This is a genomic window from Roseivivax halotolerans, from assembly GCF_900115815.1.
GTDB lineage: Bacteria > Pseudomonadota > Alphaproteobacteria > Rhodobacterales > Rhodobacteraceae > Roseivivax > Roseivivax halotolerans.
This window is the reverse complement of the sequence record NZ_FOXV01000001.1, coordinates 507,061-533,130: the sequence shown is the minus strand read 5'-3', so window position 1 is coordinate 533,130 and position 26,070 is coordinate 507,061. Positions and strand designations below refer to the sequence as shown.

Below are 26,070 nucleotides of genomic sequence, written 5' to 3'. Positions count from 1 at the left end.
CGTCGTCATGGTTTCGCTTAACGCTAAGCGAAAAATTAATGTCGGACGCGATTTGACGCTGCGGCATAGTCAGCGCCGGATGTAGCATTGCAGAATTTTCATGGATACGCGGAGAGACGCAAGTTTGATATGCGTTCAGGGCATGCCGCTTTAGTTCATCGTTGAACAAAAACGCGCAATGACGCGGCTGCACGTCTCGCAAATCGCCATCCTCCCTGTCGCGCCGCCCTTGGGGCTGTTCGCGGATGCACCGAAAAACCTCGGTGCCCGATGATTGGTTCCGGATACATGGTGTCTCCGTTACCGCTCACTTCAAGAGAAGCGCACCACGGCCCGGACGATCTTGCAACCTTTTCAGGAGGATTCCGCCAATTTCCGGCGTTAGTGGCCGTCTTTCAGCTCGAGGACACGCGGCTCGGCGCTTTCGGCCAACTCCTCGAAGTCGAAATTGTCGAGCCGCTTCGCGCGCCGGCCCGCCTTGTCGGCCGAGATCTTGATTTCGGCAATGTCTTTCGAGGCCTGCCCGAAATGCCGGTCGAGGTTCTCGACCCGGGTGCCAAGGCGGTCGACATCGGTGTAAAGCAGCGAAAGCTCCTTGCGGATCGCCCCCGCCTGCTCGCGCATCCGCGCGTCCTTGAGGATGGCGCGCATCGTGTTCAGCGTCGCCATGCAGGTCGTGGGCGAGACGATCCAGACCCGCGCGGCAAAGCCTTCGCGGACGGTATCGGGGAAATTGGCGTGCAGCTCCGCGTAGACCGCTTCAGATGGCAGGAACATGATCGCGCCCTCGGCAGTCTCGCCTTCGATGATGTAGCGTTCGGCAATGTCGCGGATATGCTTTCGCACTGCCAGCCGCAGCGCTTGCGCCGCGCGCGTCGCTTGCTCCTGCGTCTCGGCGCGGCGGAGCGCCTCGTAGGCCTCCAGCGGGAATTTGGAGTCGATCGCGATCGGCCCCGGCGGGTTCGGCAGGTGGATCAGACAATCGGCGCGCTTGCCGTTCGAGAGCGTCGCCTGCAGCGTGTAGCTGTCCGAGGGCAGCGCCTTGCCGACGATATCGGTCAGCTGGATCTCTCCGAACGCTCCACGCGTCTGCTTGTTCGACAGGATGTCCTGCAAGGACAGAACGTCACCCGAGAGCTTGGTGATATTCTCCTGCGCCTTGTCGATGGTCGCGAGCCGTTCCTGCAATTGAGTGAGCGAGGACGCGGTCTTGGTCGCCTGTCCGTTCAGCACCTCGCCCATCTTCTCCTGCATGTCGGACATCGAGCGCGCCTGCTTGAGCTGACTATCGGCCAGACGGTCGGCCATCTGCCGCTGCACTTCTGCAAGCCGGCTCTCCATCGTCTGCAACACCTGCATCTGCGCGTGGCTCGCCGTTTCGGAGACGGTCTGCAAGCTGCCGGCAAGCTGGGTCTGCCCTTGCCCGAGTTGCTGCACGTCCTGTCCGAGACGCGAGAGATGCCGCGCCAGATCTTCGGTCACGCGCGCCGAGCGCCCGGCGCGACGGATCGCGAGCACCATCAGAAGCACGAGCAAAACGGCGACAGCAACCGCCGTGGCGATGCCGAGCGCGAGAGGGTCGCCCGTTTGCAGATCGGTGAGGAAAGTGTCCATCAGGCCCGTCCGAAGAGTTTTTCGATATCCGCGAGCCCCAGCTCGATATAGGTGGGCCGGCCGTGGTTGCATTGGCCCGAATGCGGCGTGGCTTCCATCTCCCGCAAAAGCGCGTTCATCTCTTCTGCGCGCATCCGGCGGCCCGAGCGGATCGAACCGTGACAGGCTACGCGACTCAGGATCGCTTCGAGCTTGTCCTGAACAAGACGCGAGCCGCCGCCTTCGGACAGCTCATCGAGCACGTCTCGGATCAGGGCCTCTGCATTGACCTCACCAAGGATCGCGGGCGTCTCGCGGATCGCGATGGCGCTGCCGCCGAATGGCTCGATCGTGAGGCCCATGCGCGCCAGGTCGTCCGCGGCCTCGAGGAGAAGCGCGCAATCGGAGGCGGAGAGATCCACCACTTCGGGGATCAGAAGCGCTTGCGCCGCGACGCCGCGTTCCGCCATCTGACGTTTGAGCTTTTCGTAGACGAGGCGCTCATGCGCGGCGTGTTGATCGACGATGACCATGCCGGTTTCAGTCTGAGCGATGATGTAATTCTCGTGGACCTGTCCGCGCGCCGCGCCGAGCGGCAGGACGGCGGGATCGGTTTCCGGCGTTTCGGGTGTGGTGTCTTCCACACGGCCGGACCAGGCGGTCTCCATTTCGGCAAAACCCGGGGCCTGAGCCGCCCGAGCCGAGGACAGCGCCTGCGGTGAGGGCCGGTCCATCTGGTAGACGCGCGGTCCGACGATTTCTGGCCGCATCGCACCGAGCGCAGCCCCCGCCACGGTCGAGGACGCCCGGTGTCCGGCTTCTGCCAAAGCATGTTTCAGCCCCGACACGACCAAGCCGCCCACGAGGCCGGGATCACGGAAGCGGACTTCGGATTTCGCCGGATGCACGTTCACGTCCACGCGCCGCGGATCGCAATCGATGAACAGCGCCACAGCGGGATGCCGGTCGCGCGACAGAAAGTCCGAATAGGCTCCGCGCAGTGCGCCGATCAGCAGCTTGTCTTTCACAGGACGGCCATTGACGAAGACATGTTGCGCCACGGCCGAGCCGCGCGAATAGGTCGGCAGCGCAGCGAGACCGGTCATCCGCGTGCCCTCGCGCTCGGCATCGACGCGGATCGCGTTCTCGGTGAAGTCGCGTCCCATGATCTGGGACAGCCGCCCGGTCAATGCTTCGAAAAGATCGCCAGTGACCGGATCGGCGCGGAAGGTCACGCGCCCGTCGCCGCCGCCCGAGACATCGCGCAGGGTGAACCCGACGGAGGGCTCTGCCATCGCAAGCCGGCGCACGACCTCGCCCACCGCCTGAGCCTCGGCCCGGTCGGTCCGCAGGAACTTCAGACGCGCGGGCGTGGCGAAGAAGAGATCGCGCAAGGTCACGATCGTGCCGGGTCGCAGCGCGGAAGGTCGCGCCGGCTCCGCGATGCCGCCAGAGACCGAGAGTTCGGCCCCGTCAGCCGCTTCCGCGCGGCTCTGGATCGTCAGCCGCCCCACCGCGCCGAGCGAAGGCAGCGCTTCGCCCCGGAACCCGAAGGAGCGGATGTCCAAGAGATCCGATCCGTCGATCTTCGAGGTGGCGTGCCGCGACAGCGCGAGCGGCAGCTCTTCGGGGGTCATCCCGCAGCCATCGTCACTGACCCGTATGAGGGTCTTGCCCCCATCCGCGATGTCGATCCCGATCCGGGTTGCGCCCGCATCAATGGCGTTCTCGACCAGTTCCTTGACCGCGGAAGCGGGGCGTTCCACAACTTCGCCCGCCGCGATCCGATTGATGGCCGCGTCGTCAAGCTGTCGGATTGTGGGCCGGATCTTGGGGCTGTGCGAGTTCATGACGCGATATCTAGCATGCCAGCCCGCGATTCTGAAATGACGATTTCAGCCTGCGCCAGAGGTTGCCAGAGGATCGGCCCGCGGGCCTTGCATCACCAATACATTCCATTATCTGAATACAAAAGCGAATGAGGACATGCCCGCAATGTTTACCAGAACATCCCCGTCGACAGGCCCCCGAAGCCCCGAGGTGACGGGATTCTATGACCAAGCGACCGGCTCCATCATGTACGTGGCAACAGATCCTGCGACGCGGAAAGCCGCGCTGATCGACGTGGTGCTGGATTTCGATCCCGCCTCGGCGCGACTGTCGACCGAAAGCGCGGACGAGGTGCTCGAATTCGTGGCGCGTGAAGGTCTCGAGGTCGAATGGATCCTCGACACGCATCCCCATGCCGATCACGTCATGGCGCAGGCCTATCTCAAGGAAAAGCTCGGAGCTCCGACCGCGATCGGGGAAAAGGTGCGCGAGATCGCCGTCCTTTGGCGAAAGATCTACAACATGCCGGACGCCTTCGATCCGGAGCGCGATTTCGACAGGCTTCTCGCGGATGGCGACAGCTTCCGGCTCGGGGATATTGACGTGCAGGTCATGCTCTCGCCCGGCCATACGCTCGGCTCGATCACCTATGTCATGGGCGATGCGGCCTTCGTGCATGACACGTTCATGCATGTAGATGCCGGAACGACGCGCGCCGATTTTCCGGGCGGCTCCTCGGCGGAGCTCTACCGCTCGCTGATGGCGATCCTCGATCTTCCCGAAGAGACGCGTCTCTTCGTCGGTCACGATTACCCGCCCGTCGGCGACCGCACAGACCCCGCGTGGGAGGCGAGTGTCGCCGAGCATCGCGCGCATAACAAGCACCTCGGCGGAGGCATCTCCGAAGCGGACTATCGCAAGATCCGCGACGAGCGCGACGCAACCCTCGGCCTGCCTGACCGGATGCTGTTTGCTTTGCAGATGAACCTGCGCGGCGGCCGCCTGCCGGAACCCGAAAGCGACGGCAGCGCTTACCTCAAGATCCCCGCGAACAAGTTCTGAAAGGATACCCGATGGACAGCGAGAAGATTGGCTCGGCCACGTTCGAGCGCTGGACGCCCGAGGAGGTCGCCACCGCACTCGAGGCCCGCGAGATCGTGCTGATCGACGTGCGGACACCTCAGGAATTCGGGCTTGAGCGGATCGAGGGTGCGCTGAATTTCCCGATGGCCTATTTCGATGCGACCGCGCTGCCGCCGCAACAAGGCCGCCGTCTCGTTCTGCATTGCGGCTCGGGTCTCAGGTCCGAGCGTATGGGGAAAATCGCCGTCGAAGCGGGATTTGATGTCATCGCCCATCTCGAAGGCGGCTTCCAGGCCTGGAAGGACGCGAAAAAGCCCTACATCGGCACGGATTTCGCGTCTGGCGAACCCAAGCGGATGAATGCCGGGAATTGATCAGCGAACCGGGTTCGGCACGTCCCGCCCGGCAGGTGCAGCGAGACTATGTCCGCCGCCTCGCAGACCGCGTCGATATCGTCCAGTCGCTCCGCCTTGAGCCCGTCAAGACGCTCGGGCGAGACCTCGGAGCGATTGTAGTAGACCACGTTCATGCCAAAACCTGCTTGCGCCCGCCGCGCGGTGGCGATCCCGATCCGGCCCATTCCGACAATACCGAGCGTCTTGCCCGTGAGCCGCGCGCCAACGAGCTGCGTCGGCTTCCAACCATGCCAGTCTCCCGCCCGCACCAGTCGCTCGCCTTCGCCCGCGCGGCGCGTGACCATCAGCATCAGCGTCATCGCCAGATCCGCCGTGCAATCGGTCAGCACGCCGGGTGTGTTGGTGACGGTGATCCCGGCCTCTTCTGCTGCGTCCACGTCGATATGATTGAAGCCGACCCCGAAATTCCCGATCAGCTTTGTCTTTGCGGCTTTGCTCAGAAGGTGGGCCGAGAACCTGTCTGTCACTGTTGGGCAGACCGCATCGAACCTGCCCAGCGCCTCTTGCAGATCATCTTGAGAGAGGGGCTCGTCAGTCTCGTTCAGCACGACATCGTAGTCGCGCCGGACGCGGGCCTCGCAGGCGTCAGGCCATTTGCGCGTGATGAGTATTCTCGGTTTCGCCATCTCGTCCTCCCGGGTCTGCCCCAGAGGTAGCGCCCATCGCGGGCTCGCAACCACCCCTTTCCGCACCCGTTGCCGCGAAAAGGAAACCCGTAGTCGCTTACAGACGCCATGAGCGCGCGGATTCGCGATTGTTCAGAACACGCAAGGGCGTCATCCCGCCCTGCATAGGCATGAAGCGCCCGCACGGGAGAGCGAGGGACAATGGCACCTAAGACCGATATCGAAATCGCCCGCGCGGCGAACAAGAAATACATCCAGGAAATCGGCGAAAAGCTCGGGATTCCCGGCGATGCGCTCCTGCCCTATGGCCATGACAAGGCCAAGGTCGGTCAGGACTTTATTAACAGCCTCGCGGGCAAGCCTGACGGCAAGCTGATCCTGGTGACCGCCATCAACCCGACCCCTGCGGGCGAGGGAAAGACCACGACGACCGTTGGCCTCGGCGACGGCCTGAACGCGATCGGCAAGAAGGCGGCGATCTGCATCCGCGAAGCCTCACTCGGGCCGAACTTCGGCATGAAAGGCGGCGCGGCAGGCGGCGGCTACGCACAGGTCGTGCCGATGGAGGACATGAACCTCCATTTTACCGGCGACTTCCACGCGATCACCTCCGCGCATAACCTGCTTTCGGCGATGATCGACAACCACATCTACTGGGGCAACGAGACCGAGATCGACATTCGCCGTGTCGTCTGGCGCCGCGTTCTCGACATGAACGACCGCGCTCTCCGCCAGATCACTGCCTCGCTCGGCGGTGTCGCGAACGGCTTCCCGCGCGAGGCAGGCTTCGACATCACCGTCGCCTCCGAGGTGATGGCGATCCTCTGCCTGGCCTCCGATCTCAAGGATCTCGAAACGCGCCTCGGCGCGATGATCGTCGCCTACCGCCGCGACAAGAGCCCCGTCTATTGCCGTGACATCGGTGCGGAAGGCGCGATGACCGTGCTCCTCAAGGACGCGATGCAGCCGAACCTCGTGCAAACGCTCGAGAACAACCCCGCCTTCGTGCATGGCGGCCCCTTCGCCAACATCGCGCACGGATGCAATTCGGTCATCGCGACCAAGACCGCGCTCAAGCTGGCGGACTACGTTGTGACGGAAGCCGGCTTCGGAGCCGACCTCGGTGCCGAGAAGTTCTTCGATATCAAGTGCCGCAAGGCGGGTCTCGCACCCTCCGCCGTGGTGCTCGTCGCGACGGTGCGCGCGATGAAGATGAACGGTGGCGTCGCCAAGGCCGACCTCGGAGCAGAGAACGTCGAGGCGGTGAAGTCCGGCTGCGCCAACCTCGGCCGCCATATCGAGAACGTCAAAAGCTTCGGCGTTCCGGTCGTGGTCGCGATCAACCACTTCGCGGGCGACAGCGATGCCGAGGTGCAGGCGGTGAAGGATTTCGTGGCCGAGCAGGGTTCCGAGGCGATCCTCGCCAAGCACTGGGCCGACGGCTCTGCAGGCGTCACCGAACTTGCCACGAAGGTCGCCGAGATCGCCGACAGCGGCGTGTCTGATTTCGCCCCGCTCTACGAAGACGAGGTGGGCCTTGCCGACAAGATCGAGACGGTCGCAACCCGCATCTACCGCGCCGACGGCGTGGTGATGGACGGCAAGATCCGCGCCCAGCTCAAGGAATGGGAAGATCAGGGCTACGGCAAGCTGCCGGTCTGCATGGCCAAGACGCAGTATTCTTTCTCGACCGACCCGACCCAGCGCGGCGCGCCGACAGGCTTCACGATCCCCGTCCGCGAAGTGCGCCTGTCCGCCGGCGCGGGCTTCATCGTCGCGATCTGCGGCGAGATCATGACGATGCCTGGCCTGCCCTCGGCACCTGCGGCGCAGAACATCCGCCTCAACGAAGCCGGCGAGATCGAAGGGCTGTTCTGAGACTGTTCATCGACAGGGGCGGGGTATATCCCCGCCCCGCGACGCCTTGGGCATGACCGGGAAAGGAACAAAATGAGCGCCACCATCATCGACGGCAAGGCCTTCGCCGCCGACATCCGCGAGAAGATCTCGGACCATGTGACGCGTCTGCGCGAGGAGAACGGGATCATCCCGGGCCTCGCCGTCGTCCTCGTGGGCGAGGATCCGGCCAGCGAGGTCTACGTCGCCGCCAAGCACAAGCAGACGACAGAGGTCGGAATGCGCTCGTTCAAGCATGCGCTGCCCGCCGACACCTCCGAGGCAGATCTCTTCGCACTGATCGACAAGCTGAACGCCGATCCAGAGGTACACGGAATTCTCTGCCAGTTCCCCGTGCCGGATCACCTCGACGAGCGTGCGATCGTCGCGCGAATCGATCCATCAAAGGACGTTGACGGGCTGAGCGTCGTAAATGCAGGGCTTCTGGCCAGTGGCGAGAAAGGCCTCGTCTCCTGCACGCCACTCGGCTGCCTGATGCTGCTGCGCGACCGCATTCCCAATCTCTCGGGTCTGGACGCGGTCGTGATCGGCCGCTCGAACCTGTTCGGCAAACCGATGGCCCAGCTCCTCCTGCGCGAGAACTGCACGGTGACCATCGCCCATTCCCGCACGAAGGATCTCGCCGAGACGGTCCGCCGCGCCGACATCGTCGTGGCCGCCGTCGGCCGCGCCGAGATGGTCAAGGCCGATTGGGTCAAATCCGGCGCGACGGTGATCGATGTCGGGATCACGCGCATCCCGCATCCTGACAAACCGGGCAAAACCAAGCTCCTTGGCGACGTCGCGTTCGACGAGGTCAGCGAGGTCGCGGGCGCGATCACCCCGGTTCCGGGCGGCGTCGGTCCGATGACCATCGCCTGCCTGCTGGCCAATACCCTGACAGCATGTTGCCGGGCCCATGACCTCGACGAGCCGGAAGGTCTGACGGTCTGACCTCCCCTCTTTGGGTTGGCGGAAATACCGCGGGAGCGCGAGGGCCGCGCCCTCGCCCGGACCGGGACCGGCTCAATGCCGGTTCCGGTCCGCCCCTGGCTAGCCCAGATCGAGCTTCATCGTCGCCATGCCGCCGCGCTCCGACAGGGTCTCGAACCCGGCCGAGCGATAGGCGTTGAGCGCGGGCAGGTTGTCCGTCTCGCATTTCAGCGTCACGGTCAGCGCCTCGAGGCTGCGCGCCGCCTCGATCACCAGTCCAGCCATCTGCTCTCCCGCGCCGCCCCGCGCCGCCGGCACGACGAACGCATAGGTCAGATGCCGGACCTCGGGTCCGATACCGACGCGCAGCGCGAAGAAGCCGACGTCGCTCCCGTCGGCATCGACGAGATAGAACGATTTGTCGTCCGGCTCGTTCAGCCATTTTTCCTGCCATTCCAGCGGGTCCAGCGGGAACTTCGCATTCGGATTGACGAGCGCCATCTCCTCGGCGCTGCCGATCATCTCGCCCAGGGTGACCACCTCGAAAGGGGCGTTCCGGCGCAGCCTCAGTCGGGGCATGCACTCTCCTCCGCATCGCGTTCGCGAAGGCGCCTAGCGCAAGTCTGCCGCAGCGTCCACCGCCACCGCCGTGCAAGGCGGTGTCGCGTATCTGCGGGTTGGCGGGGATTGCCCCTCGTCTCAAAAGCGGCTCGTGGTGCTCTCTCTCAGAGGCAAATGGGCCCATTAAAAGACTTACAGGATGCCGCCTACCCCGCATCGCAGGTCTGTCCTGCGGCACATTGCAGCGCTCGCCCGACTGTTATGGGAAAGGCGATTTGCCCGCATAGATATCATCCCGATCGCCGGGTGTTTGTTCCTCCCGTACCTCCCTGGCCAGCTTTGTGACAGGCCGCCCTGGACGAAAAGGATGTCGACGACGATGCAAAATGCGTTTCGAGCCTCGTTGGTCATGGCCACGCTTCTTGCTGCGTCGCCGGCGCTTGGGCATGTGAATTGGTTCGTCGATACGCCCGGCGACGTGGCGCCGAATTATGCCTTTACCGATCCCGCCTTTCTTGTCTGGTCGGCACTCGCCTTGGGGCTCATCCTCTTCGCGGTCTGGCTCGATTTGAAGCTGCCGGTTCTGAGGATCGTCGATAGCAAGACCCGGCATGATTTCATCGAAATCCTGCGCGTATTCACCGGAATGAGCTTTCTGCTCACTGCCTATGAGGGCGCTCTGCTTGCGCCGCATCACGTCATGGAAGGCCCTGTCTTTACCGCGCTTTTGTTCTTGCAGGCAGGGATCGGGATTCTCCTGATCGCCAATCGATGGCTCAAATGGACAGCGGTCCTGATGCTCCTGTTACACGCGGGCGTTCTGATCACCTGCGGGCTGCGCGCGGCACTGGAATATTCGATCTTTATCGGCATCGCGCTCTTCATCCTGTTCAACAACCTCAACAACCCCGAAAGGCGCGAGATTGCCAAGCTCTACTCGGTTGCCGCCTTGCGGATCTGGACCGGCATTTCGCTCGTGGCGCTCGCGATCGGGGAGAAGCTTGCGCCGTCGGCGCTCGGGCAGTCGTTTGTCGCCGCTTACGGGTGGAACTTCATGGAGGCGTTGGGCTTCACGGTGTTCACCGACCAGCTCTTCGTTCTGTCCGCAGGCATGATCGAAGCCGTGATCGGCGTCGTCTTGATCCTGGGCGTCACTGTTCGGCTCGCCGTTCTCGCCCTGTCGGTCATGATGGCGATCTCCAACGTGGTCTTCATTCGTCAAGGCGAGAACGAGGCGGCGCTGGTGGAGTTCATCGGGCACATGCCCATTATCGGCACAGCGCTCATCCTGCTTCTGCTCGGCTACGGGCAACGGTTGAAGATCACCCAGTTCCTCGGATGGGAGGCCGTCCCCTCCGCTCAGCCTGAAAAGCTCGCTGAGCCGTCCGTGATCAAAACGTGAGCGCGCGCAGTCAACGCGCGCTCCAAGCCGCCTCGTGACCCCGGTCCGGGAGAACTCGTAGTCTCCGGAATGACCGGTTATCCCAATTGCGACGCGCCCGTCGCCAGTGCCTTTTTCGGATCGAAGAATGGGCGCTCGACCACGTCTCCGCGGACCATCAAATTGTCGACCATCACCTGCACGTCGTTGCCGATACCGGCGTATGTCGCGCCGACCATCGCGAGAGCGATGTTTTTCTCAAGACGCGGCGAATAGACCGCCGAGGTGACATAGCCGATCCGTGCCGCGTCCTTGAGGATCGGCCAGAACACCGTATTCGGTCCGGGCAGCGGCGTCGTCTCCAGCACCAGTCCGATCTGCTGACGGGTCACCCCCGTCTCCTTGATCCGCTTGAGCGCCTCTTTGCCGATGAAATCGGCGTCGATATCGAGGTTCACCAGACGATCGAGGCCAAGCTCGAACGGGTTGGTCTGTGCGTTCATATCGGCATGGTAGGACAGCATACCCGCCTCGATCCGTCGGATCGTCGAGGTATGTCCCGGTTGCAGGCCATGATACTGACCCGCGGCCATGATCGTCTCCCAGAGCTCATCACCGCGTGTGCTGTCCTGCAGGTAAATCTCGTATCCAAGCTCGCTCGACCAGCCCGTCCGCGACACGACCACGGGTATCCCGTTGAGCTCGAGTTCACGCAGCCAGAAGTAACGCAGATCGAGGATCTCGTCTCCGAACAATGCCTGCATGATGCGCCCCGAGTTCGGACCCTGAAGCTGCAACGGCGAGACGTCGGGTTCGCGGATCGTCACGTCCATTCCGGAATTGACCGCCAGCCCCTGAGCCCAGAGAAGAATGTCGCTGTCAGCCAGCGAGAGCCAGAACCGGTCCTCGTTCAGTCTCAGGACGATCGGATCGTTCAGAATGCCGCCTTCGGCATCGGTGATCAGCACGTATTTGCACTGGCCGACCGCCATCTTGGACAGATCGCGAGGTGTGAGCATCTGCGTGAACCGCGCCGCGTCGGGTCCGGTGATCTCCACCTGACGCTCAACGCCGACGTCGCACAGGATCGCGGTGTTCACGAGGTTCCAGAAGTTCTGCTCCGGATCGCCGAAGTCCCGCGGGATATACATGTGATTGTAGACGGAAAAGTTCTGCGCGCCCCAGCGCACGGTGGCGTCGAAGAACGGCGATTTGCGGATTTGCGTGCCAAACCCGAAGCGGTTCGGCGTGATGGTCTGCGACAACAACATCGATGGACTCTCCTCTGTCCGGGTGATGCGGTGCCGCCCTTCTCTGACAGATCGAGGGCAAGCAGGGCTTGCGTCATCCGTGTGTGAGGGCTTGCAGCAACGCGCGCGACTGGTTCGCGCAGCGCCCAATCTGTGGGCCACGTGACCAAATACTCATCTCAAGTGCGACTTGATATGCGCTAGAACCGGCATCAAGCCTTTGGAGGCGACGTTTCCCAAGCGGCAGAGGCGCGACACTGCGCCTTCCAGACGATCCGCCCGAGTCTGCGCTTCTAGAAGGACCATTCAGAAACAGCCGCAACCATCGCCTTTGTTGCGCGTGACACCAGATACGTCTGCATGACCGCCTCTCGACTGACCGTTCTGATCACTCTTATCGCGCTCGCGCTTGGCGGCGTGTCGGTCTTGCAACTAGAGAGCGCGCGACGCTCGGTCGCGACCGAAGACGTCATGCTCGGGCGCACGCCCGCCACGATATATGAGCCATCAGGCGCGAGCGACATGCTTGTCGTCGTATCTCACGGCTTTGCAGGATCGCGCCAGATGATGGACGCCATTTCCCTGACACTGGCGAGGGAGGGTCATTCGGTGGTCGCGTTCGACTACATCGGTCACGGACGCCACGCGGAGGCGCTTTCGCCTGAAATCGGGAACGTGACCGGAACGACCGAAGATCTCGTCAGGCAGACACTCGAGGTCACGGCGCGCTCAAGGGCACGGACGGGGCTGAACCGGGTCGCGCTTGTCGGGCATTCGATGGCGACCGACGTCAACGTTCGCGCCGCGCAGCGAGATCCCTCGGTCGAGGCTGTTGTCGTGATCTCGATGTATTCCGAGGCAGTCACATCGTCGCATCCCGAACGCCTGTTGATCGTGTCGGGAATGTTCGAGGGACGGTTGCGCGATGTCGCACTGGAAACGGTCGCTCAGGTCGGCCGTGCCGAAGAAGGTTTCACCGCTCGGGACGGGAGCGTGTCGCGACGCGCTGTCGTTGCGCCTTTGGTTGGGCACGTGGGCGTCTTGTGGTCGACACGCACGCTGAACGAAGTGTCCGCGTGGCTCGGCAGGGCGACAGATGCCAAGTCGACGGGACCGTGGATTCTCGCGTTGCTTCTGTCGATCACGCTTCTCTGCAAGCCGATCGTATCCGTCTTGCCCAAGGCCAGGAGTCATACAGCGCAGGATCTGCGTCCTGCCATCATCGCGGCGTCTTTATCAGCGGTCCCTGCAAGTGGTCTGGCGATGACGGGCCTGCCACTGAACGGATTGGCTGCGTTCGGGGCGCTCGCGCTCAGCTTTGGAAGCTGGGGGGTCTTGGTGCTCCTGCTTCTGCAAGCCGATCTCCGTTTGGCCCTGCGCGATCTTGGTGGAGCGCTGGTGATGGTCGCCTGGGGACTTGGCGCCTTCGCGCTGGCGCTCGACCGCTACGGCGCCGCATTCGTTCCGGCCGGCCCGAGAGCGATCCTGTTCCTCGCTCTGCTGCCCGGCATGCTTCTCTTCGGACTGGCGGATCGCCACATGGTCCGCGGCCGCGGTTTGCTCGCACGGATCGGGCTGCGCGTGCCATTTTTATTGGCACTGGTGCTCGCGATGACGGTGCATCCGGCAGAGCTCGGGCTGACCTTTACCGTGCTTCCCGTGCTGGTCCTGTTCTGGGCAGTTTACGGCACGATGGCGAGGTGGGTCGAAGAGCGGTCAGGCCCCAATGGTGCCGGTTTGGGGTCTGGGATCGTTCTTGCCTGGGCCATCGCGGCCTCGACGCCCTTGTTCAACGCCTGATCCCAAGCTCTCGGCCCAAGCGGCGTTCGCAGCGAGTTAGAAACTGGCGTGGCCCTTGGCGCGCGCACGCTGAAGGATGCGCTGAAGCGTCCGCCGATGCATGCCAAGTCGCCGGGCGGCTTCGGAGACGTTGCCGTCCACCTCCTCGAAGATCCGGGCGATATGTGTCAGCCGAGCCTGCTCGGGCTCGACGATCGTATCGGGCAGACCCTTGGATGACGCCGGGTCTGCCAACAGCGCGTGAGCGATTTCATCTCCCGATGCGGGCTTGGCGAGGTAGTCGAATGCGCCGAGCTTGATCGCCGCAACCACTGTCGGCGTGTCGCCGTACCCTGTGAGAATGATCGATCGCGCATCGGGCCGCGCTTTCTTCAAAGCTTCGACGATGTCGAGACCGCTTCCATCCTGCAAGCGCAGATCGCAGACGGCGAAGGCAGGTTTTTCGGTCGAAGCGATGCGCCTTGCGTCCGAGCAGCTTTGCGTCACGGTGGGCACGAAGCCGCGTCTGGCAAGTGCCCGGCCAAGACGTTCCGAAAATTCAATGTCATCGTCGGCGATGAGGACCGCCATGTCGTCGGATTGATCGATATTTTCCATGGTGTTCAGCGACCGAATTGCGCTGCCTTCCGTAGCTTTTGGAGTGTGGAAGCTACGCGGTCGTGCAAGTTTCGGATCGGAATTAGCTCGATATAACACGGAATTGTCAGCAAGTCGCACACGCGGCCCAAGCCCTCACCACTGCCGGAGATGGACGCGTGGATGCGGCTATCAGCCGCCGATCTCGCGGGCGGGCAGGATCTGACCGGTGCAGGCGCCAAAGCCGACACGATAGCCTTTGCCCTGGGCGCCGCCGCGCAGCGTCAGCGTGTCACCGTCCTCGATGAAGCATCGGGTTTCGCCGGTATCGAGCGTGACCGGCTCCTTGCCGCCCCAGCTCATCTCGAGCAGAGAGCCGCGCGAGTGCGGCTCTGCACCCGAGATCGTGCCCGAGCCGAGCAAATCACCGACGCGCATCGGGCAACCGCTGCTGGTGTGGTGGGCCAGTTGCTGTGCGGCAGAGTAATAGAGTTCGTTGAGGTTTGTTTGCGAGAGCACCGTTTCCCGCCCGCCCTTGGGGGTCAGGCCAACCTCGAGCGCTATGTCGTAGAGCATGGGCGCAGGCTCGGCGAGGTAGGGCAGAAGCTCCCGTTCGCGCTCCGGGGTGGAGGCTCGAAAGGGCTCGAGCGCGGCGGCGGTCACGATCCAGGGCGAGATCGTGGTGGCGGTCGCCTTGGACTGGAACGGCCCCAGCGGCTGGTATTCCCAGGCCTGGATGTCGCGGGCGGACCAGTCGTTGAGAAGAACGTAGCCGAAGATGTTCTCGAAGGCCTGTTCGACCGAGATCGGACCTTCCGACGGCTGACCGACAATGGCGCCCATCTCCAGCTCGATGTCGAAACGCTGCGACGCAGCGAAGCGTGGCGCGGCGTCGTCCGGACCTTTCAGCTGGCCATGCGGCCGGATGATCGGAGTGCCAGAGACCACGACGGATGAGGCCCGGGCATTGTAGCCGATCGGGATATGCAGCCAGTTCGGCGGCAGCGCGTTCTCGGGCCCGCGGAACATCGAGCCGACGTTGAAGGCGTGGTTTCGGCTGGCATAGAAATCGGTGTATTCCGACACCCTGAACGGCATGTGCATCTGCACGGCTGCCTGATCGACCAAATAGCTGGGCAAAGGTTCGGCGCCCTCCGCCAAGAGCTCGGTCAGCCGGACGCGCAACTCTGCCCAGGCCTCGGGGCCAAGTTCCATGAAGTCGTTCCAGTAGGGCACGTCGAAGACCGGATGGCCTGCAGGCGTCACGAGGTCATCGCCCTCGGCGGCGCAGAGATCGAAGATCTTCTCGCCGATTGCGACCCCGCAGCGCGGCATGGTCCCGTCGCCGCTCGAAAAGACGCCGTAGGGCAGGTTGTTCAGCGGGAAGTCGGCTTCAGGTGCGTTGGCGCTCTCGACCCAGGAGCGAAGCAGATCGGTCATGTCGGTGCCTTCCAGTTGGCGTCGTGTTCGGGTCGCATCGAAGACCGGCAATTCGAGAAATTCATCGGCTTCGGAATTGCGCTCAATATAACAATCAGCCCGTTCGGCAGCGACAGCGGTGCCGATGGACGGGCTTTCATCGACTTCGTTCCCAGGCAATCCGCACACGCTTGGACGTGCCGGACCGCAAATAAGTGTAGAGCTTCATTTCCGGCCGGGAGTGCCGTCGAACTTCTTTTCAAGACTGTCCCAGCAGTCGATGTAGTCGTCCTGCAGTGGCGCCTCCTTGCCCGCGAACTCGGTCAGGTGCTGCGGGAAGCGCGTCTCGAACATGAAGGACATGGTGTTGTCGAGCTTGTCCGGCCCAAGATTGGCGTTCGACGCCTTCTCGAAGGCTTCGCGGTCCGGCCCGTGCGGCAGCATCATGTTGTGGAGGCTCATGCCGCCAGGGACGAAGCCCTGAGGCTTGGCATCATACTGGCCATAGATGTTGCCCATCAGCTCGGACATGACGTTCTTGTGGTACCAGGGCGGGCGGAAGGTGTTCTCGGCTACCATCCAGCGCTCGCGGAACAGCACGAAGTCGATGTTGGCCGTGCCCGGCACCGCCGAGGGCGCTGTCAGCACGGTGAAGATCGACGGATCTGGATGGTCGAAGAGGATCGCGCCGACCGGGCAATATGTCTTGAGGTCATATTTCATGGGTGCGTAATTGCCGTGCCATGCCACAACGTCGAGGGGGGAGTGCCCGATGTGGGTCTCGTGGAACTGGCCGCACCACTTGATGGTCAGGGTCGAGGGCACCTCGCGGTCCTCGAAGGCGGCCACCGGCGCCTTGAAGTCGCGCGGATTGGCCATGCAGTTCGCGCCGATCGGCCCTCGGCCGGGCAGCTCGAACTTCTGGCCGTAATTCTCGCAGACGAAGCCGCGGCAGGGGCCGTCCAGCACCTCGACCCGGTAGACGAGGCCGCGCGGCAGGATGGCGACCTCCTGCGGGGCGAGGTCGATGATGCCGAGCTCGGTCGCAAAGCGCAGGCGGCCTTCCTGCGGCACAACCAGCAATTCGCTGTCGGCGGAGTAGAAGTAGCTGTCGGTCATGCTCTCGGTGACGAGATACACATGCGCCGCCATGCCAACCTGCGTGTTCACGTCGCCGGCGGTGGTCATGGTTCGCATGCCCGTCAGCCAGGTCAGCCCGTCCTCATGCGGCACCGGATCCCAGCGGTACTGCCCAAGGCTGGTGACGCTCTCCGGCACATGCGGCGCGGTCTTCCAATAGGGCAGATCGATGCGCGTATAGCGGGACGAGTGCTTGACCGAGGGGCGGATACGATAGCACCACGTTCGCTCGGGGCGCACATCGGTAAAAGCGGTGCCGGAGAGCTGCTCGCCGTAAAGACCGTATTCGCATTTCTGGGGCGAGTTCATGCCCTGGGGCAAAGCGCCGGGCAGCGCCTCCGTTTCGAAATCGTTGCCGAAGCCGGGCATGTAGCCGGGCGTCGTCGTGCCACCGTCAGCTTGGATCGTGACGCCGGATTCGAACTTGGTCATGAGGCTTCTCCTGTGTTCTGGCCCGATGTGCGGGCGGCTTCGAGCGCAGCCGAAAGCGTCTCGCGGTCGCCAATGTGATTGGCGAGGATGAGGATCAGCCGCGCATTGAGAGCGTGGCTTTCCTCGGGCGTAAGACCCTCATGGGTGCCTAGAAGCTCCGCGTAGAACCCGTCGGGGTCTGGGATGTTCGGGGTGTCGTTCAGCATCTGTCAGTATCCCATGGCGCGGCGCATCGCGGCGCGGAGTGCTGTTTCGTCGAATTCCGGCCAGCGCCCTGCGACGTGCTGGTCAGGCCGGATCAGATAAAGCGCCGCAGACGCCGATGCGAGATAACGATCCCGGATTTCGGGTGTCGGCTCGACAGACAGGCGGGTGGCCTTCGCCCCGGCCTCCTCGAGGCTGTCGGGCGCGTCGCAGCCGATGGCCAGCAGGGTGAAACCGCCGCCGAGCGACTGGAGCAGGAAGCCATCGCCGAAGGGTGCGTCCGGGCAAGGGGCGCCGGGACGGCTTCGAGCCGGTCCGTCGAGCGCATCGGCGGTGTTCAGCGGCGAGCCGTCGTAGATGCAAGGCAGGCTGAGGCGCCCCGAATTGATCAGTGGCCGGGCGAAGGCGTGCTGCCGCGCAAGGTCGAGGACGGCGTTTCGGAACAGGCGGGAGACCTCCGTCTTCGGCGTCAGGAAATCGGTCGAACGGGACGAGTTGAGGATGTTTTCGTCGGCCGCCATCACCCGCTCGGCATCGTAGCTGTCGAGCAGCGCATCGGGCGCACCAGCCAGTACCGCCGCCAGCTTCCAGCCGAGGTTGTCGGCGTCCTGCACGCCCGAATTCGCGCCCCGCGCCCCGAAGGGCGAGACCTGGTGCGCGCTGTCGCCGGCGAAAACAACGCGGCCATGCCGGAACCGCTCCATCCGCCGGCACTGGAACGTGTAGATCGAGCACCAGTCCAGTTCATAGTCGGAATGGCCCAGCATCTTGTCGACGCGGGCGCGGATGTTCTCGGGCTTGAGTTCCTTTTCGCGGTCGATATCCCAGCCAAGCTGGAAGTCGATGCGCCAGATGTCGTCGGGCTGCTTGTGAAGAAGCGCGCTGTCGCCCGACTTGAACCACGGCTCGAACCAGAACCAGCGTTCGGTCGGGAAGTCGGCGGTCATCTTCACGTCGGCGATGAGGAAGTTGTCCTCGAAGACGCGGCCCTCGAAGCCTAGGCCGAGCATCGAGCGCACCGGCGAACGGGCACCGTCGCAGGCGATCAGGTAATCGGCGGCGATCCGGTAAGGGCCGTCAGGCGTCATCAGGTCGAGCGTCGCGCCGTCCTCCGTGACGGTCGCGGCATCGACGCGGTTTTTGCCCCGGACCTCGATCGGCGCTCCGCCTGCCTGCGCTCGCGCGATCGCCTCCATCGTGAATCGCTCGAAATGCGGCTGCTGAAGGTTGATGAAGGCCGGGTATTCATGCCCCGCCTCGGGCAGCAGGTCGAAGTCGAAGATCTCGTCGCGGTCGCGGAAGACACGGCCTTTCTGCCAGACAATGCCTTTGCCCACCATGTCCCGGCCGGCGCCAAGCCGGTCCATGATTTCGAGCGTTCGCTTGGCAAAACACAGCGCTCGCGAGCCGAGGCCGACGCCTTCGTGATCGTCGAGCACGACGACCGGCGTTCCGCGCAGCCCAAGATCGAGAGCAAGCGAGAGCCCCACCGGACCCGCGCCCACGATGACCGCCGGGTGCCGGATGGGCGCCTCGGCGTCCTGATCGGGCGACCGGGCATAGGGGTAGAGCCGGAACGCCAGCGGATAGCGGTCTTGCAGTGTCATTGGCCTCCTCCTCCCCAGTCGACCGTCAGGACTGTAGCTGTTCCCACATCGCGATGTCGCGCTCGGCGGTCCAGATCCGCGGCGTGTCGATCCCGCGCGCCTCGTCATAGGCGCGGGCCACGTTGAACGGCAGGCAGTGTTCGTAGATGGCGTAATCCTTGAACTTCGGATCGCAAACCTCGCGCACGGCGTCCCAGGCGTCCTTGAGGCTGCCGCCTTTCGCGGCGACCTGCTTGACCGGGCGATAGGTGCTTTCGACGAAATCGCGGGTGTTCTCGAGCGCGGCATCCACCATCTCGCGCCCAACCAGCGCGTCGCCGCGGCCCGGCGCGATGAACTGCGGGTCATAGGCCTTCACGTTGTCGAGCGTGCCGCCCCAATCCTCGTAATGCCCGTCACCGCAATAGCAGGCGGAGTGGTATTCGACGATATCGCCGGTAAACATGGTCTGCGCATCGGGCACCCAGATCACCGCGTCACCGGCGGTGTGGGCGCGGCCAATCTGCTTGATCTCGACCTTGCGGTTGCCAAGGTAGACGGTCATCTCGTCGCTGAAGGTCGTCGTCGGCCAGGTCAGGCCGGGGATGCTTTCATGCCCCTCGAAAAGGCGCGGAAAGCGCTGGAACTCGCTGTCCCAGTCTTCCTGTCCTCGCTCGACCACCATGGCGCGGGCGGTGTCCGACATGATGATCTGGCCCGCCCCGAAGGCCGAAGCCCCCAGCACGCGCACGGCGTGATAATGGGTCAGCACCACGTGGCTAATGGGTTTGTCCGTAACGCTGCGGACGCAGTCGATGACCTTGTTCGCGAGACGTGGGGTGGCCTGCGCCTCGACAATCATCACGCTGTCGTCGCCGATGATGACGCCGGAATTGGGATCGCCCTCGGCGGTGAACGCGTAAAGCCCCTCGCCGATCTCGGTGAAGGAGGTCTTCTTCTCCGTCATGTCCCCCTGGGATGCGAATGCCTTGGCCATATCGCAGCTCCTTCCTGAGCGTCATTGCACTCTTGCTGAACTCGTTTCGATTGCAACGATACGGTTATCGTTGCACCCATGGCTAAAGTCAATATTGTTGCGCCTGCAACGAATTTGGGACCAAGCATGCCGACGGACTTCCACCTGTCGACCTTCCTGCCTTACCGCCTCGCCGTTCTGTCCGAGCGGGTCAGCCGCCGCCTTTCGGTCGAATACGGGCGCAGTCATGATCTTTCGGTCGCCGAGTGGCGGGTCTTGGCGCATCTGTCTCGCTGCGGCGCGGTGTCGGTGCGCGAGATCCATGGCTGCGTGAACCTCGATAAGCCGCGCGTGAGCCGCGCCGTCAGCCGCCTCGAGGCACAGGGCCTTGTCAGCAAAGCCCCGGTCGACCTCGATGGCCGGCTGGTGGCTATCTCCCTGACGGAGAAGGGCCGCGCCATATTTGCCGATATCGTTCCCAAGGCCCATGCCGTCGAGCGGCGGCTTCTGGACGCGATCGCCCCCGAAGACCTCGCGACCGTCTTCCGCGTGATGGAACAATGGCACAGCGTGCTCGACGACGACCCGGATGCCAGGCCGCGCTCGCAAATGGACCTCGACGGGTTGACCGACGCAACACGCCGAGGCGCCTGAACCGCTCATCGGATCGCTTCCCGTCAGAAGAGCTTGGAAGGAAACTCCCGCTTTGACCGGCCCAGATTTCAGACGGCAAGTCAGGATTGAGAGGACGCGCCGGAATTAGGTTCCGGCGCAAAAACTCAGAAGTCCAAGTTCTCCACGCTCAGCGCGTTCTGCTGGATGAAATCCCGACGCGGCTCGACCACGTCGCCCATGAGCTTGGTGAAAAGGTCGTCCGCTTCGGCCATGTCGTCCACCGTTACCCGCAGAAGCGTGCGCGCGTCGGGATCGAGCGTCGTTTCCCAGAGCTGGTCGGGGTTCATCTCACCTAGGCCCTTGTAGCGCTGGAGCTGGTTCCCCTTCTCGCCCTCTTCGAGAATAGCGTTCAGCAGGTCGAGCGGGCCATAGATCATCTGCCGCCGCTCCTTGCGCTGGAGCGCTGCAGGCGCGCCGTAGACGGCCTGAAGGCTCTGAGTGAAGGAGCCCGTGCGCCGCGCCTCGCCCGAGCGCAGCATCGTGCCGTCGAGGGTACGGACTTCCTCAACACCCCGCAGGATTCGCGCCAGGCGGATGCCGCGATCCTGGGTGATCCGGCCCTGCCAGCCGCGCTCGTATTCGAGCGCGATGAGATCGAGCCGTTCGGCCACACGGTTCGCGACGCCTTGCAGGTCCTGGTCGACGGCGCCGGGCACGAAGGCACCGGCGATGGCCGCCTGTTCGAGAATGCGGCGCGGGTAATGCGTCGGGAAGGCCTCGAGCACGCGCTTGAGCTGCCGGGCTTCCTCGACCACGCGCACGAGGTCCTGGCCAGTGATTTCCTCGCCATTGCCCTGCTGCAGGATCGCGCCTTCCGTGCCCATCTGGATCAGGTAATCCTCGAGAGCCGGCGTATCCTTGAGGTAGACCTCCGACTTGCCGCGCGACACTTTGTAGAGCGGCGGCTGCGCGATGTAGAGGTATCCGCCGTCGATGAGTTCGGGCATCTGGCGGTAGAAGAACGTCAACAGAAGCGTGCGGATATGCGCGCCGTCGACGTCGGCGTCAGTCATCAGGACGATCTTGTGATAGCGCAGTTTCGAGATGTTGAACTCGTCGCGGCCGATCCCGGTGCCGAGCGCCATGACGAGATTGCCGATCTCCTGGCTTGATAGCATCCGGTCGAAGCGCGCGCGCTCGACGTTCAGGATTTTGCCCTTGAGCGGCAGGATCGCCTGCGTGCCCCGATCGCGGCCGGTCTGAGCCGAGCCACCTGCGCTATCGCCCTCGACGATGAACAGCTCGGTCTTGGACGGATCCTTCTCGGAGCAATCCTTGAGCTTACCGGCGAGGTAATTCACGTCCATCGCGGTCTTGCGGCGTGTAAGCTCCCGCGCTTTGCGCGCCGCCTCGCGGGCGAGCGCGGCCTCGACGATCTTGCCGACGACCATACGCGCCTCGTTGGGGTTCTCCTCGAACCATTCCGAGAGCTTCTCGTTCATCATGCTCTCGACCGCTGGGCGTACCTCGGAGGAGACCAGCTTGTCTTTGGTCTGGGACGAGAATTTTGGGTCCGGCACCTTTACCGACAGAACGCAGGTCAGACCTTCGCGGGCGTCGTCGCCGGTGAAGCTGACCTTCTCCTTCTTGGCGATCCCGCTATCCGTCGCATAGCGCGTCAGCGTTCGCGTCAGGGCGCCACGGAAACCGGCCATATGGGTGCCGCCATCACGCTGCGGAATGTTGTTGGTGAAGGGCAGCACCGTCTCGTGGTAGCTGTCGTTCCACCACATCGCGATCTCGACGCCGATCCCGTCCCGCTCGCCGGTCATGTAGATCGGCTCCGGCATCATCGGCTGCTTGGAGCGGTCGAGATACTTCACGAACTCCTTCACACCGCCTTCGTAGAAAAGCTCCGATTTCAGGGGCTCGGCGGGGCGCTCGTCTTCCAGAAGGATACGGACGCCGGAATTGAGGAAGGCGAGCTCGCGCAGGCGCTTTTCGAGAACGTGGAAATCGTAGTCGAGGTTCGAAAACGTCGTCAGCGATGCGAGGAACCGCACCTCGGTGCCCTGCTGCCCGTTCGCATCACCGACATCCCTCAGATGCTCGACGGTCTCGCCGCGCTCGAACCGCGCAACGTGCTCGCGCCCGTTCCGCCAGATGCGCAGCTCAAGCCAATCGGACAGCGCGTTCACGACCGAGACGCCGACGCCATGCAGACCGCCCGAAACCTTGTAGGAATTCTGGTCGAACTTCCCGCCCGCGTGAAGCTGGGTCATGATGACCTCGGCGGCAGAGACGCCCTCTTCCTCGTGGATATCGACCGGGATGCCGCGCCCGTTATCGGCGACGGAGACGCTGGAATCCGCATGGATCTTCACGCGCACATGTGTCGCGTGGCCGGCCAATGCCTCGTCGATCCCGTTATCCACGACCTCGTAGACCATGTGATGCAGGCCGGAGCCGTCATCGGTATCGCCAATATACATGCCGGGCCGCTTGCGCACGGCTTCCAAGCCTTTGAGAACCTTGATGGATCCCGCGCCATATTCTTCGGGAGCGCCTGCGTTCTCTGCCATGGAATTTATCCTCGTTATTGCCTCGAGATTTATAAGGTTTCCGGGCAGGGATGTCACGGTCCAGACACCATATTTTGTGGGGCTTCGCGGCATTCGCCGCGACAGGCCGGGTCAGGTGAAGGGGATCAGGAAACCGACGCCGATCAGAAGGCAGCCCGCGACGATATTCGTCCGCCGGACGGCTTCCGGACTGGACAGAAGCCGCTTCACCCGGTCGATGGACAGCGCCAGCATCAGGTTCCCGAACAGAGGAACTGCGGCAGAGATGAGCGAGATCACCGCCATGTCGGCCCAGGTCACGCGGCTGACATCGAAGAAGCCCGGCAGCATGCCCATGTAGAACAGGATCGCCTTCGGGTTGCCGATGATGACAGCAAGGCCCGCGAGGAATCCGGCCCACATGCCGGGGCGCGTGAGGCGGCTGTCGCGCGACAGATCGGCATTGGCATTCTTGAGGATCAGCGCGCCCATGATCAGGAAGGTCGCCGCCGCGATCCAGCGCAGCGCGTCGATGAACCCGCCATAGACCGAGACGATCCAGGAGACGCCGAGAATCGCGAGGAAAGGCCAGAGGACATCGCCCACGACGACACCCAGGGCCAGCGGCCAGGCGGCGTTGAACCCACCTGAGAGCGCACGCGCGACCAGCGCCACCCAGACCGGACCGGGCGTCAGGAACAGGATCAGGAGCGCGCCGGAATAAAGAAGAAGATCGGAGGCAGTGAGCGTCACGGTGCGTCTTTCTGTATCGTACGGCTCTCGCCGCTGTCGTCGGTGACTTCCACGTATTGCGCCTTGTCTCCGAGCTCCTCGAAGAGCTCGGCCCCTGTGCCTGTCATCCAGGCCTGCGCGCCCAACGCCGTCACCTCGGCATAAAGCGCCGCGCGGCGGTCCGCGTCCAGATGCGCTGCCACCTCATCGAGAAGAAGGATGGGGGGCGCGCCGAAATCGGCCGAGATCGCACGCGCATTGGACAAGATCAGCGAGATCAAGAGCGCTTTCTGCTCGCCCGTGGAGCAATCCGAGGCCGGAACACCCTTTGCCGCATAGGTGCCCAGAAGGTCGGCGCGGTGCGGGCCGACGAGCGTGCGACCGGCCATGAGGTCACGCGGGCGGCTTTCGGCAAGAGCCGTGGCGAAGGCGCCTTCACCCTCGGGCGCGGGCTCTTCGGCATTGGTCAGCACCAGATCGGCTGCGGGGAACGCGGTTTCCGCGCCCTCTTGCGCCGCTGCGATCCTGGACAGGGCGGCATGTCGGTTCGCATCGATCACCGCGCCCGTGCGCGCCATCTGCGCCTCGAGCGCGCGATACCAATGCGCGTCGCGCACCTGATCCTTCAGGAGCCGGTTGCGGTCGCGCATGGCCTTTTCGTAGTCAAGGCTCGCCTCGGCATGATCGGGAAAGAAGCTCAGCGTCATCCGGTCGAGAAACCGGCGTCGCCCTTCGGCCCCTTCGATCCAGAGTCTGTCCATCGACGGCACGAGCCAGAGAACCCGCGCCATGCGTCCGAGCATCGTCTGTGGCTGCGGCTTCTCGTCGATCCGAACCTGGCGGGGCTGGCCGTTCTCAGACAAAAACGCAATCTCGTTCCGCCCGCCCGGGCCGTTCAGAAGCCCTTCTATCTTCCAGCCGATGGCCTCGGGACGGCGGGTCATCGTCTCGGCCGAGGCGCGCCTCATCCCACGGCCGGGCGAGAACAGGGATACGGCTTCGAGCAGGTTCGTCTTGCCCGCCCCGTTCGGCCCGTAGATTGCCACCGGCCGCGCATCGACGCGCAGCGCCGCGCGCCTGTGGGAGCGGAAGTGCGAAAGCGTCAGGGTTTCGAGCGCGAGAGCCATGAGCCAGACCTAACCAAGCAATGCGATGCCTGCCACACGCAAAAAAGCCCCGCATCGCGGGGCCCTTTCACGTTGCGTGAGGTGCTGCATCACACCCGCATCGGCATCACGACGTAGACTGCACTTTCGTCAGAGCCTTCGCGCATCAGCGTCGGATCACCCGACGAGTTGAACATGAAGACCGCGTTCTCGCGATCGACCTGGCTCGCGATTTCCAGAAGGTATTTCGCGTTGAAGCCGATCTCTAGCCGCTCGTCGCCATACGCCACAGCGAGCTCTTCCTCGGCAGCCCCGCTATCGGGCGCGTTCACCGAGAGGATCAGACGATCCTCGTCGAGCTGGAGTTTCACCGCGCGAGACCGCTCCGAAGACACGGTCGAGACGCGGTCCACCGCACGGGCGAATTCGGATGCATCGACTTCGAGACGACGGGTGTTGTTCTGCGGAATGACGCGGGTGTAATCGGGGAATGTCCCGTCGATCACCTTCGACGTCAGCGTGATTTCCGGCGTGGCAAAGCGCACCTTGGTCTCTGAAACAGAGACGGCGATGTCCATATCGTCGTCATCGAGAAGTTTGCGGAGCTCGCCGACGGTTTTGCGCGGCACGATGACGCCCGGCATCTCTTCGGCGCCCGAGGGAAGCGCGGAATCGATCCGCGCAAGGCGGTGCCCGTCGGTCGCGACGCAGCGCAGACTGCGCCCATCGGCAGTCTCGGCCACGTGCATGTAGACGCCGTTCAGGTAGTAGCGCGTTTCTTCCGTCGAGATCGCGAATTTCGACTTGTCGAAGAGCCGGCGCAACACCTGTGCCTTCACGCTGAAATTGGCCGAATACTCAGAAGACGCCATTACCGGGAAGTCCTCTTTCGGCAGCGTCGCCAGCGAGAAGTTGGAACGCCCGGCCTCGACGGTGAGGCGACCCGCTGCCCCGTCTTCGCTGAGCGTGACCAGTGCGCCGTCGGGCAGCTTGCGGACGATCTCGTGCAGGGTGACCGCCGACACGGTCGTGGCGCCAGCGCGCTCGACCTGCGCGGCGTCCTTGTCCACGACCTCGATATCGAGATCCGTGGCACGGAAGTACACCGTGTCGCCTTCCGCCTCGATCAAAACGTTTGCGAGGATCGGGATCGTGTTGCGTCGCTCAACGACCGATTGCGCCCGGCTGACCGCCTTGAGCAGCGCTGCGCGCTCCATGCTGAATTTCATGACCTATCCCTCCGAGACTCGCCAAGCGGCCTCGGGCTGGGCCCGACACCGTTGGTTTTCCCGTTTTGTCCGACGTCTACGTCAGAGCGTCAAGGCCGGTGCGCGTGGCACGCACCGGACGCTGG

The 26,070-nt window shown here is 63.7% G+C and carries 22 protein-coding genes; 7 read left to right on the top strand and 15 right to left on the bottom strand.

What is annotated here, in order from left to right:
* Positions 1 to 381 precede the first annotated feature (381 nt).
* Together BM171_RS02610 and mutL are read right to left on the bottom strand one after the other, a co-directional pair.
* The gene (locus BM171_RS02610; protein ID WP_093009214.1) at positions 382 to 1,614 is read right to left on the bottom strand and encodes a DNA recombination protein RmuC; all 1,233 of its coding nucleotides are present in this window, start codon (positions 1,612 to 1,614) and stop codon (positions 382 to 384) included.
* On the bottom strand, positions 1,614 to 3,443 hold the full coding sequence (gene mutL, locus BM171_RS02605; protein WP_093009213.1) for a DNA mismatch repair endonuclease MutL: 1,830 nt from the start codon (positions 3,441 to 3,443) through the stop codon (positions 1,614 to 1,616). The genes BM171_RS02610 and mutL overlap by 1 nt, the downstream gene beginning before the upstream one ends.
* A 145-nt stretch (positions 3,444 to 3,588) precedes the next feature.
* On the opposite strand from mutL, the gene BM171_RS02600 reads away from it, so the two are divergent.
* Both BM171_RS02600 and BM171_RS02595 read left to right on the top strand, forming a co-directional pair.
* The gene (locus BM171_RS02600) at positions 3,589 to 4,485 is read left to right on the top strand and encodes an MBL fold metallo-hydrolase (protein ID WP_425438931.1); all 897 of its coding nucleotides are present in this window, start codon (positions 3,589 to 3,591) and stop codon (positions 4,483 to 4,485) included.
* Positions 4,486 to 4,496: 11 nt separating this feature from the next.
* Positions 4,497 to 4,880 (top strand): rhodanese-like domain-containing protein, encoded by a 384-nt coding sequence (locus BM171_RS02595; RefSeq protein ID WP_093009211.1) that lies wholly within the window; start codon positions 4,497 to 4,499, stop codon positions 4,878 to 4,880.
* Here the strand turns inward: BM171_RS02595 and BM171_RS02590 are convergent.
* Positions 4,823 to 5,548 (bottom strand): NAD(P)-dependent oxidoreductase, encoded by a 726-nt coding sequence (locus BM171_RS02590; RefSeq protein ID WP_093009210.1) that lies wholly within the window; start codon positions 5,546 to 5,548, stop codon positions 4,823 to 4,825. The two genes, BM171_RS02595 and BM171_RS02590, sit on opposite strands and share 58 nt — an antisense overlap.
* A gap of 201 nt (positions 5,549 to 5,749) precedes the next feature.
* On the opposite strand from BM171_RS02590, the gene BM171_RS02585 reads away from it, so the two are divergent.
* Positions 5,750 to 7,426, top strand: a complete 1,677-nt coding sequence (locus BM171_RS02585; RefSeq protein WP_093009209.1) for a formate--tetrahydrofolate ligase — start codon at positions 5,750 to 5,752, stop codon at positions 7,424 to 7,426.
* A 72-nt stretch (positions 7,427 to 7,498) separates the two neighbouring features.
* On the top strand, positions 7,499 to 8,398 hold the full coding sequence (folD, locus tag BM171_RS02580) for a bifunctional methylenetetrahydrofolate dehydrogenase/methenyltetrahydrofolate cyclohydrolase FolD (RefSeq protein ID WP_093009208.1): 900 nt from the start codon (positions 7,499 to 7,501) through the stop codon (positions 8,396 to 8,398).
* Between the two features lie 99 nt (positions 8,399 to 8,497).
* On the opposite strand, the gene BM171_RS02575 is transcribed toward folD, so the two are convergent.
* A complete protein-coding gene (locus BM171_RS02575) occupies positions 8,498 to 8,956 on the bottom strand; it encodes a GNAT family N-acetyltransferase (RefSeq protein WP_093009207.1) in 459 nt (152 codons plus the stop codon).
* A 361-nt stretch (positions 8,957 to 9,317) separates the two neighbouring features.
* Here BM171_RS02575 and BM171_RS02570 point away from each other — a divergent pair, with 361 nt between their 5' ends.
* The gene (locus BM171_RS02570) at positions 9,318 to 10,340 is read left to right on the top strand and encodes a hypothetical protein (protein ID WP_093009206.1); all 1,023 of its coding nucleotides are present in this window, start codon (positions 9,318 to 9,320) and stop codon (positions 10,338 to 10,340) included.
* Positions 10,341 to 10,417: 77 nt separating this feature from the next.
* Here BM171_RS02570 and BM171_RS02565 read toward each other — a convergent pair whose 3' ends face one another.
* Positions 10,418 to 11,590: a glycine cleavage T C-terminal barrel domain-containing protein gene (locus BM171_RS02565; RefSeq protein WP_093009205.1), complete on the bottom strand. Its 1,173-nt coding sequence runs from the start codon at positions 11,588 to 11,590 to the stop codon at positions 10,418 to 10,420.
* Positions 11,591 to 11,929: 339 nt separating this feature from the next.
* Between BM171_RS02565 and BM171_RS02560 the strand changes: the two genes are divergently transcribed.
* Entirely contained in the window at positions 11,930 to 13,369 is a 1,440-nt protein-coding gene (locus BM171_RS02560; RefSeq protein WP_093009204.1) for an alpha/beta fold hydrolase, read from the top strand.
* A 36-nt stretch (positions 13,370 to 13,405) separates the two neighbouring features.
* On the opposite strand, the gene BM171_RS02555 is transcribed toward BM171_RS02560, so the two are convergent.
* From BM171_RS02555 to BM171_RS02530, 6 genes are all read right to left on the bottom strand, one after another.
* Entirely contained in the window at positions 13,406 to 14,086 is a 681-nt protein-coding gene (locus tag BM171_RS02555) for a response regulator transcription factor (protein WP_281244599.1), read from the bottom strand.
* A gap of 51 nt (positions 14,087 to 14,137) precedes the next feature.
* Positions 14,138 to 15,385: a fumarylacetoacetase gene (fahA, locus tag BM171_RS02550; protein ID WP_093009293.1), complete on the bottom strand. Its 1,248-nt coding sequence runs from the start codon at positions 15,383 to 15,385 to the stop codon at positions 14,138 to 14,140.
* A 204-nt stretch (positions 15,386 to 15,589) separates the two neighbouring features.
* The gene (hmgA, locus tag BM171_RS02545) at positions 15,590 to 16,936 is read right to left on the bottom strand and encodes a homogentisate 1,2-dioxygenase (protein ID WP_093009202.1); all 1,347 of its coding nucleotides are present in this window, start codon (positions 16,934 to 16,936) and stop codon (positions 15,590 to 15,592) included.
* Positions 16,933 to 17,142: a DUF2783 domain-containing protein gene (locus BM171_RS02540; protein WP_093009201.1), complete on the bottom strand. Its 210-nt coding sequence runs from the start codon at positions 17,140 to 17,142 to the stop codon at positions 16,933 to 16,935. The genes hmgA and BM171_RS02540 overlap by 4 nt, the downstream gene beginning before the upstream one ends.
* A 3-nt stretch (positions 17,143 to 17,145) precedes the next feature.
* Positions 17,146 to 18,747 (bottom strand): FAD-dependent oxidoreductase, encoded by a 1,602-nt coding sequence (locus tag BM171_RS02535; RefSeq protein WP_093009200.1) that lies wholly within the window; start codon positions 18,745 to 18,747, stop codon positions 17,146 to 17,148.
* Positions 18,748 to 18,772: 25 nt separating this feature from the next.
* Positions 18,773 to 19,723: an MBL fold metallo-hydrolase gene (locus BM171_RS02530; protein ID WP_093009199.1), complete on the bottom strand. Its 951-nt coding sequence runs from the start codon at positions 19,721 to 19,723 to the stop codon at positions 18,773 to 18,775.
* 126 nt (positions 19,724 to 19,849) lie between these two features.
* On the opposite strand from BM171_RS02530, the gene BM171_RS02525 reads away from it, so the two are divergent.
* On the top strand, positions 19,850 to 20,356 hold the full coding sequence (locus BM171_RS02525; RefSeq protein ID WP_093009198.1) for a MarR family winged helix-turn-helix transcriptional regulator: 507 nt from the start codon (positions 19,850 to 19,852) through the stop codon (positions 20,354 to 20,356).
* Positions 20,357 to 20,481: 125 nt separating this feature from the next.
* Here BM171_RS02525 and gyrB read toward each other — a convergent pair whose 3' ends face one another.
* From gyrB to dnaN, 4 genes are all read right to left on the bottom strand, one after another.
* Positions 20,482 to 22,899, bottom strand: coding sequence for a DNA topoisomerase (ATP-hydrolyzing) subunit B (gyrB, locus tag BM171_RS02520; RefSeq protein WP_093009197.1), 2,418 nt, complete (start codon positions 22,897 to 22,899; stop codon positions 20,482 to 20,484).
* 111 nt (positions 22,900 to 23,010) lie between these two features.
* Complete coding sequence (locus BM171_RS02515; RefSeq protein WP_093009196.1) at positions 23,011 to 23,631, bottom strand: LysE family translocator; 621 nt, start codon at positions 23,629 to 23,631, stop codon at positions 23,011 to 23,013.
* The gene (gene recF, locus BM171_RS02510; protein ID WP_093009195.1) at positions 23,628 to 24,737 is read right to left on the bottom strand and encodes a DNA replication/repair protein RecF; all 1,110 of its coding nucleotides are present in this window, start codon (positions 24,735 to 24,737) and stop codon (positions 23,628 to 23,630) included. Before recF ends, BM171_RS02515 begins: the two co-directional genes overlap by 4 nt.
* Before the next feature lie 89 nt (positions 24,738 to 24,826).
* Complete coding sequence (gene dnaN, locus BM171_RS02505) at positions 24,827 to 25,945, bottom strand: DNA polymerase III subunit beta (protein WP_093009194.1); 1,119 nt, start codon at positions 25,943 to 25,945, stop codon at positions 24,827 to 24,829.
* Positions 25,946 to 26,070 lie beyond the last annotated feature (125 nt).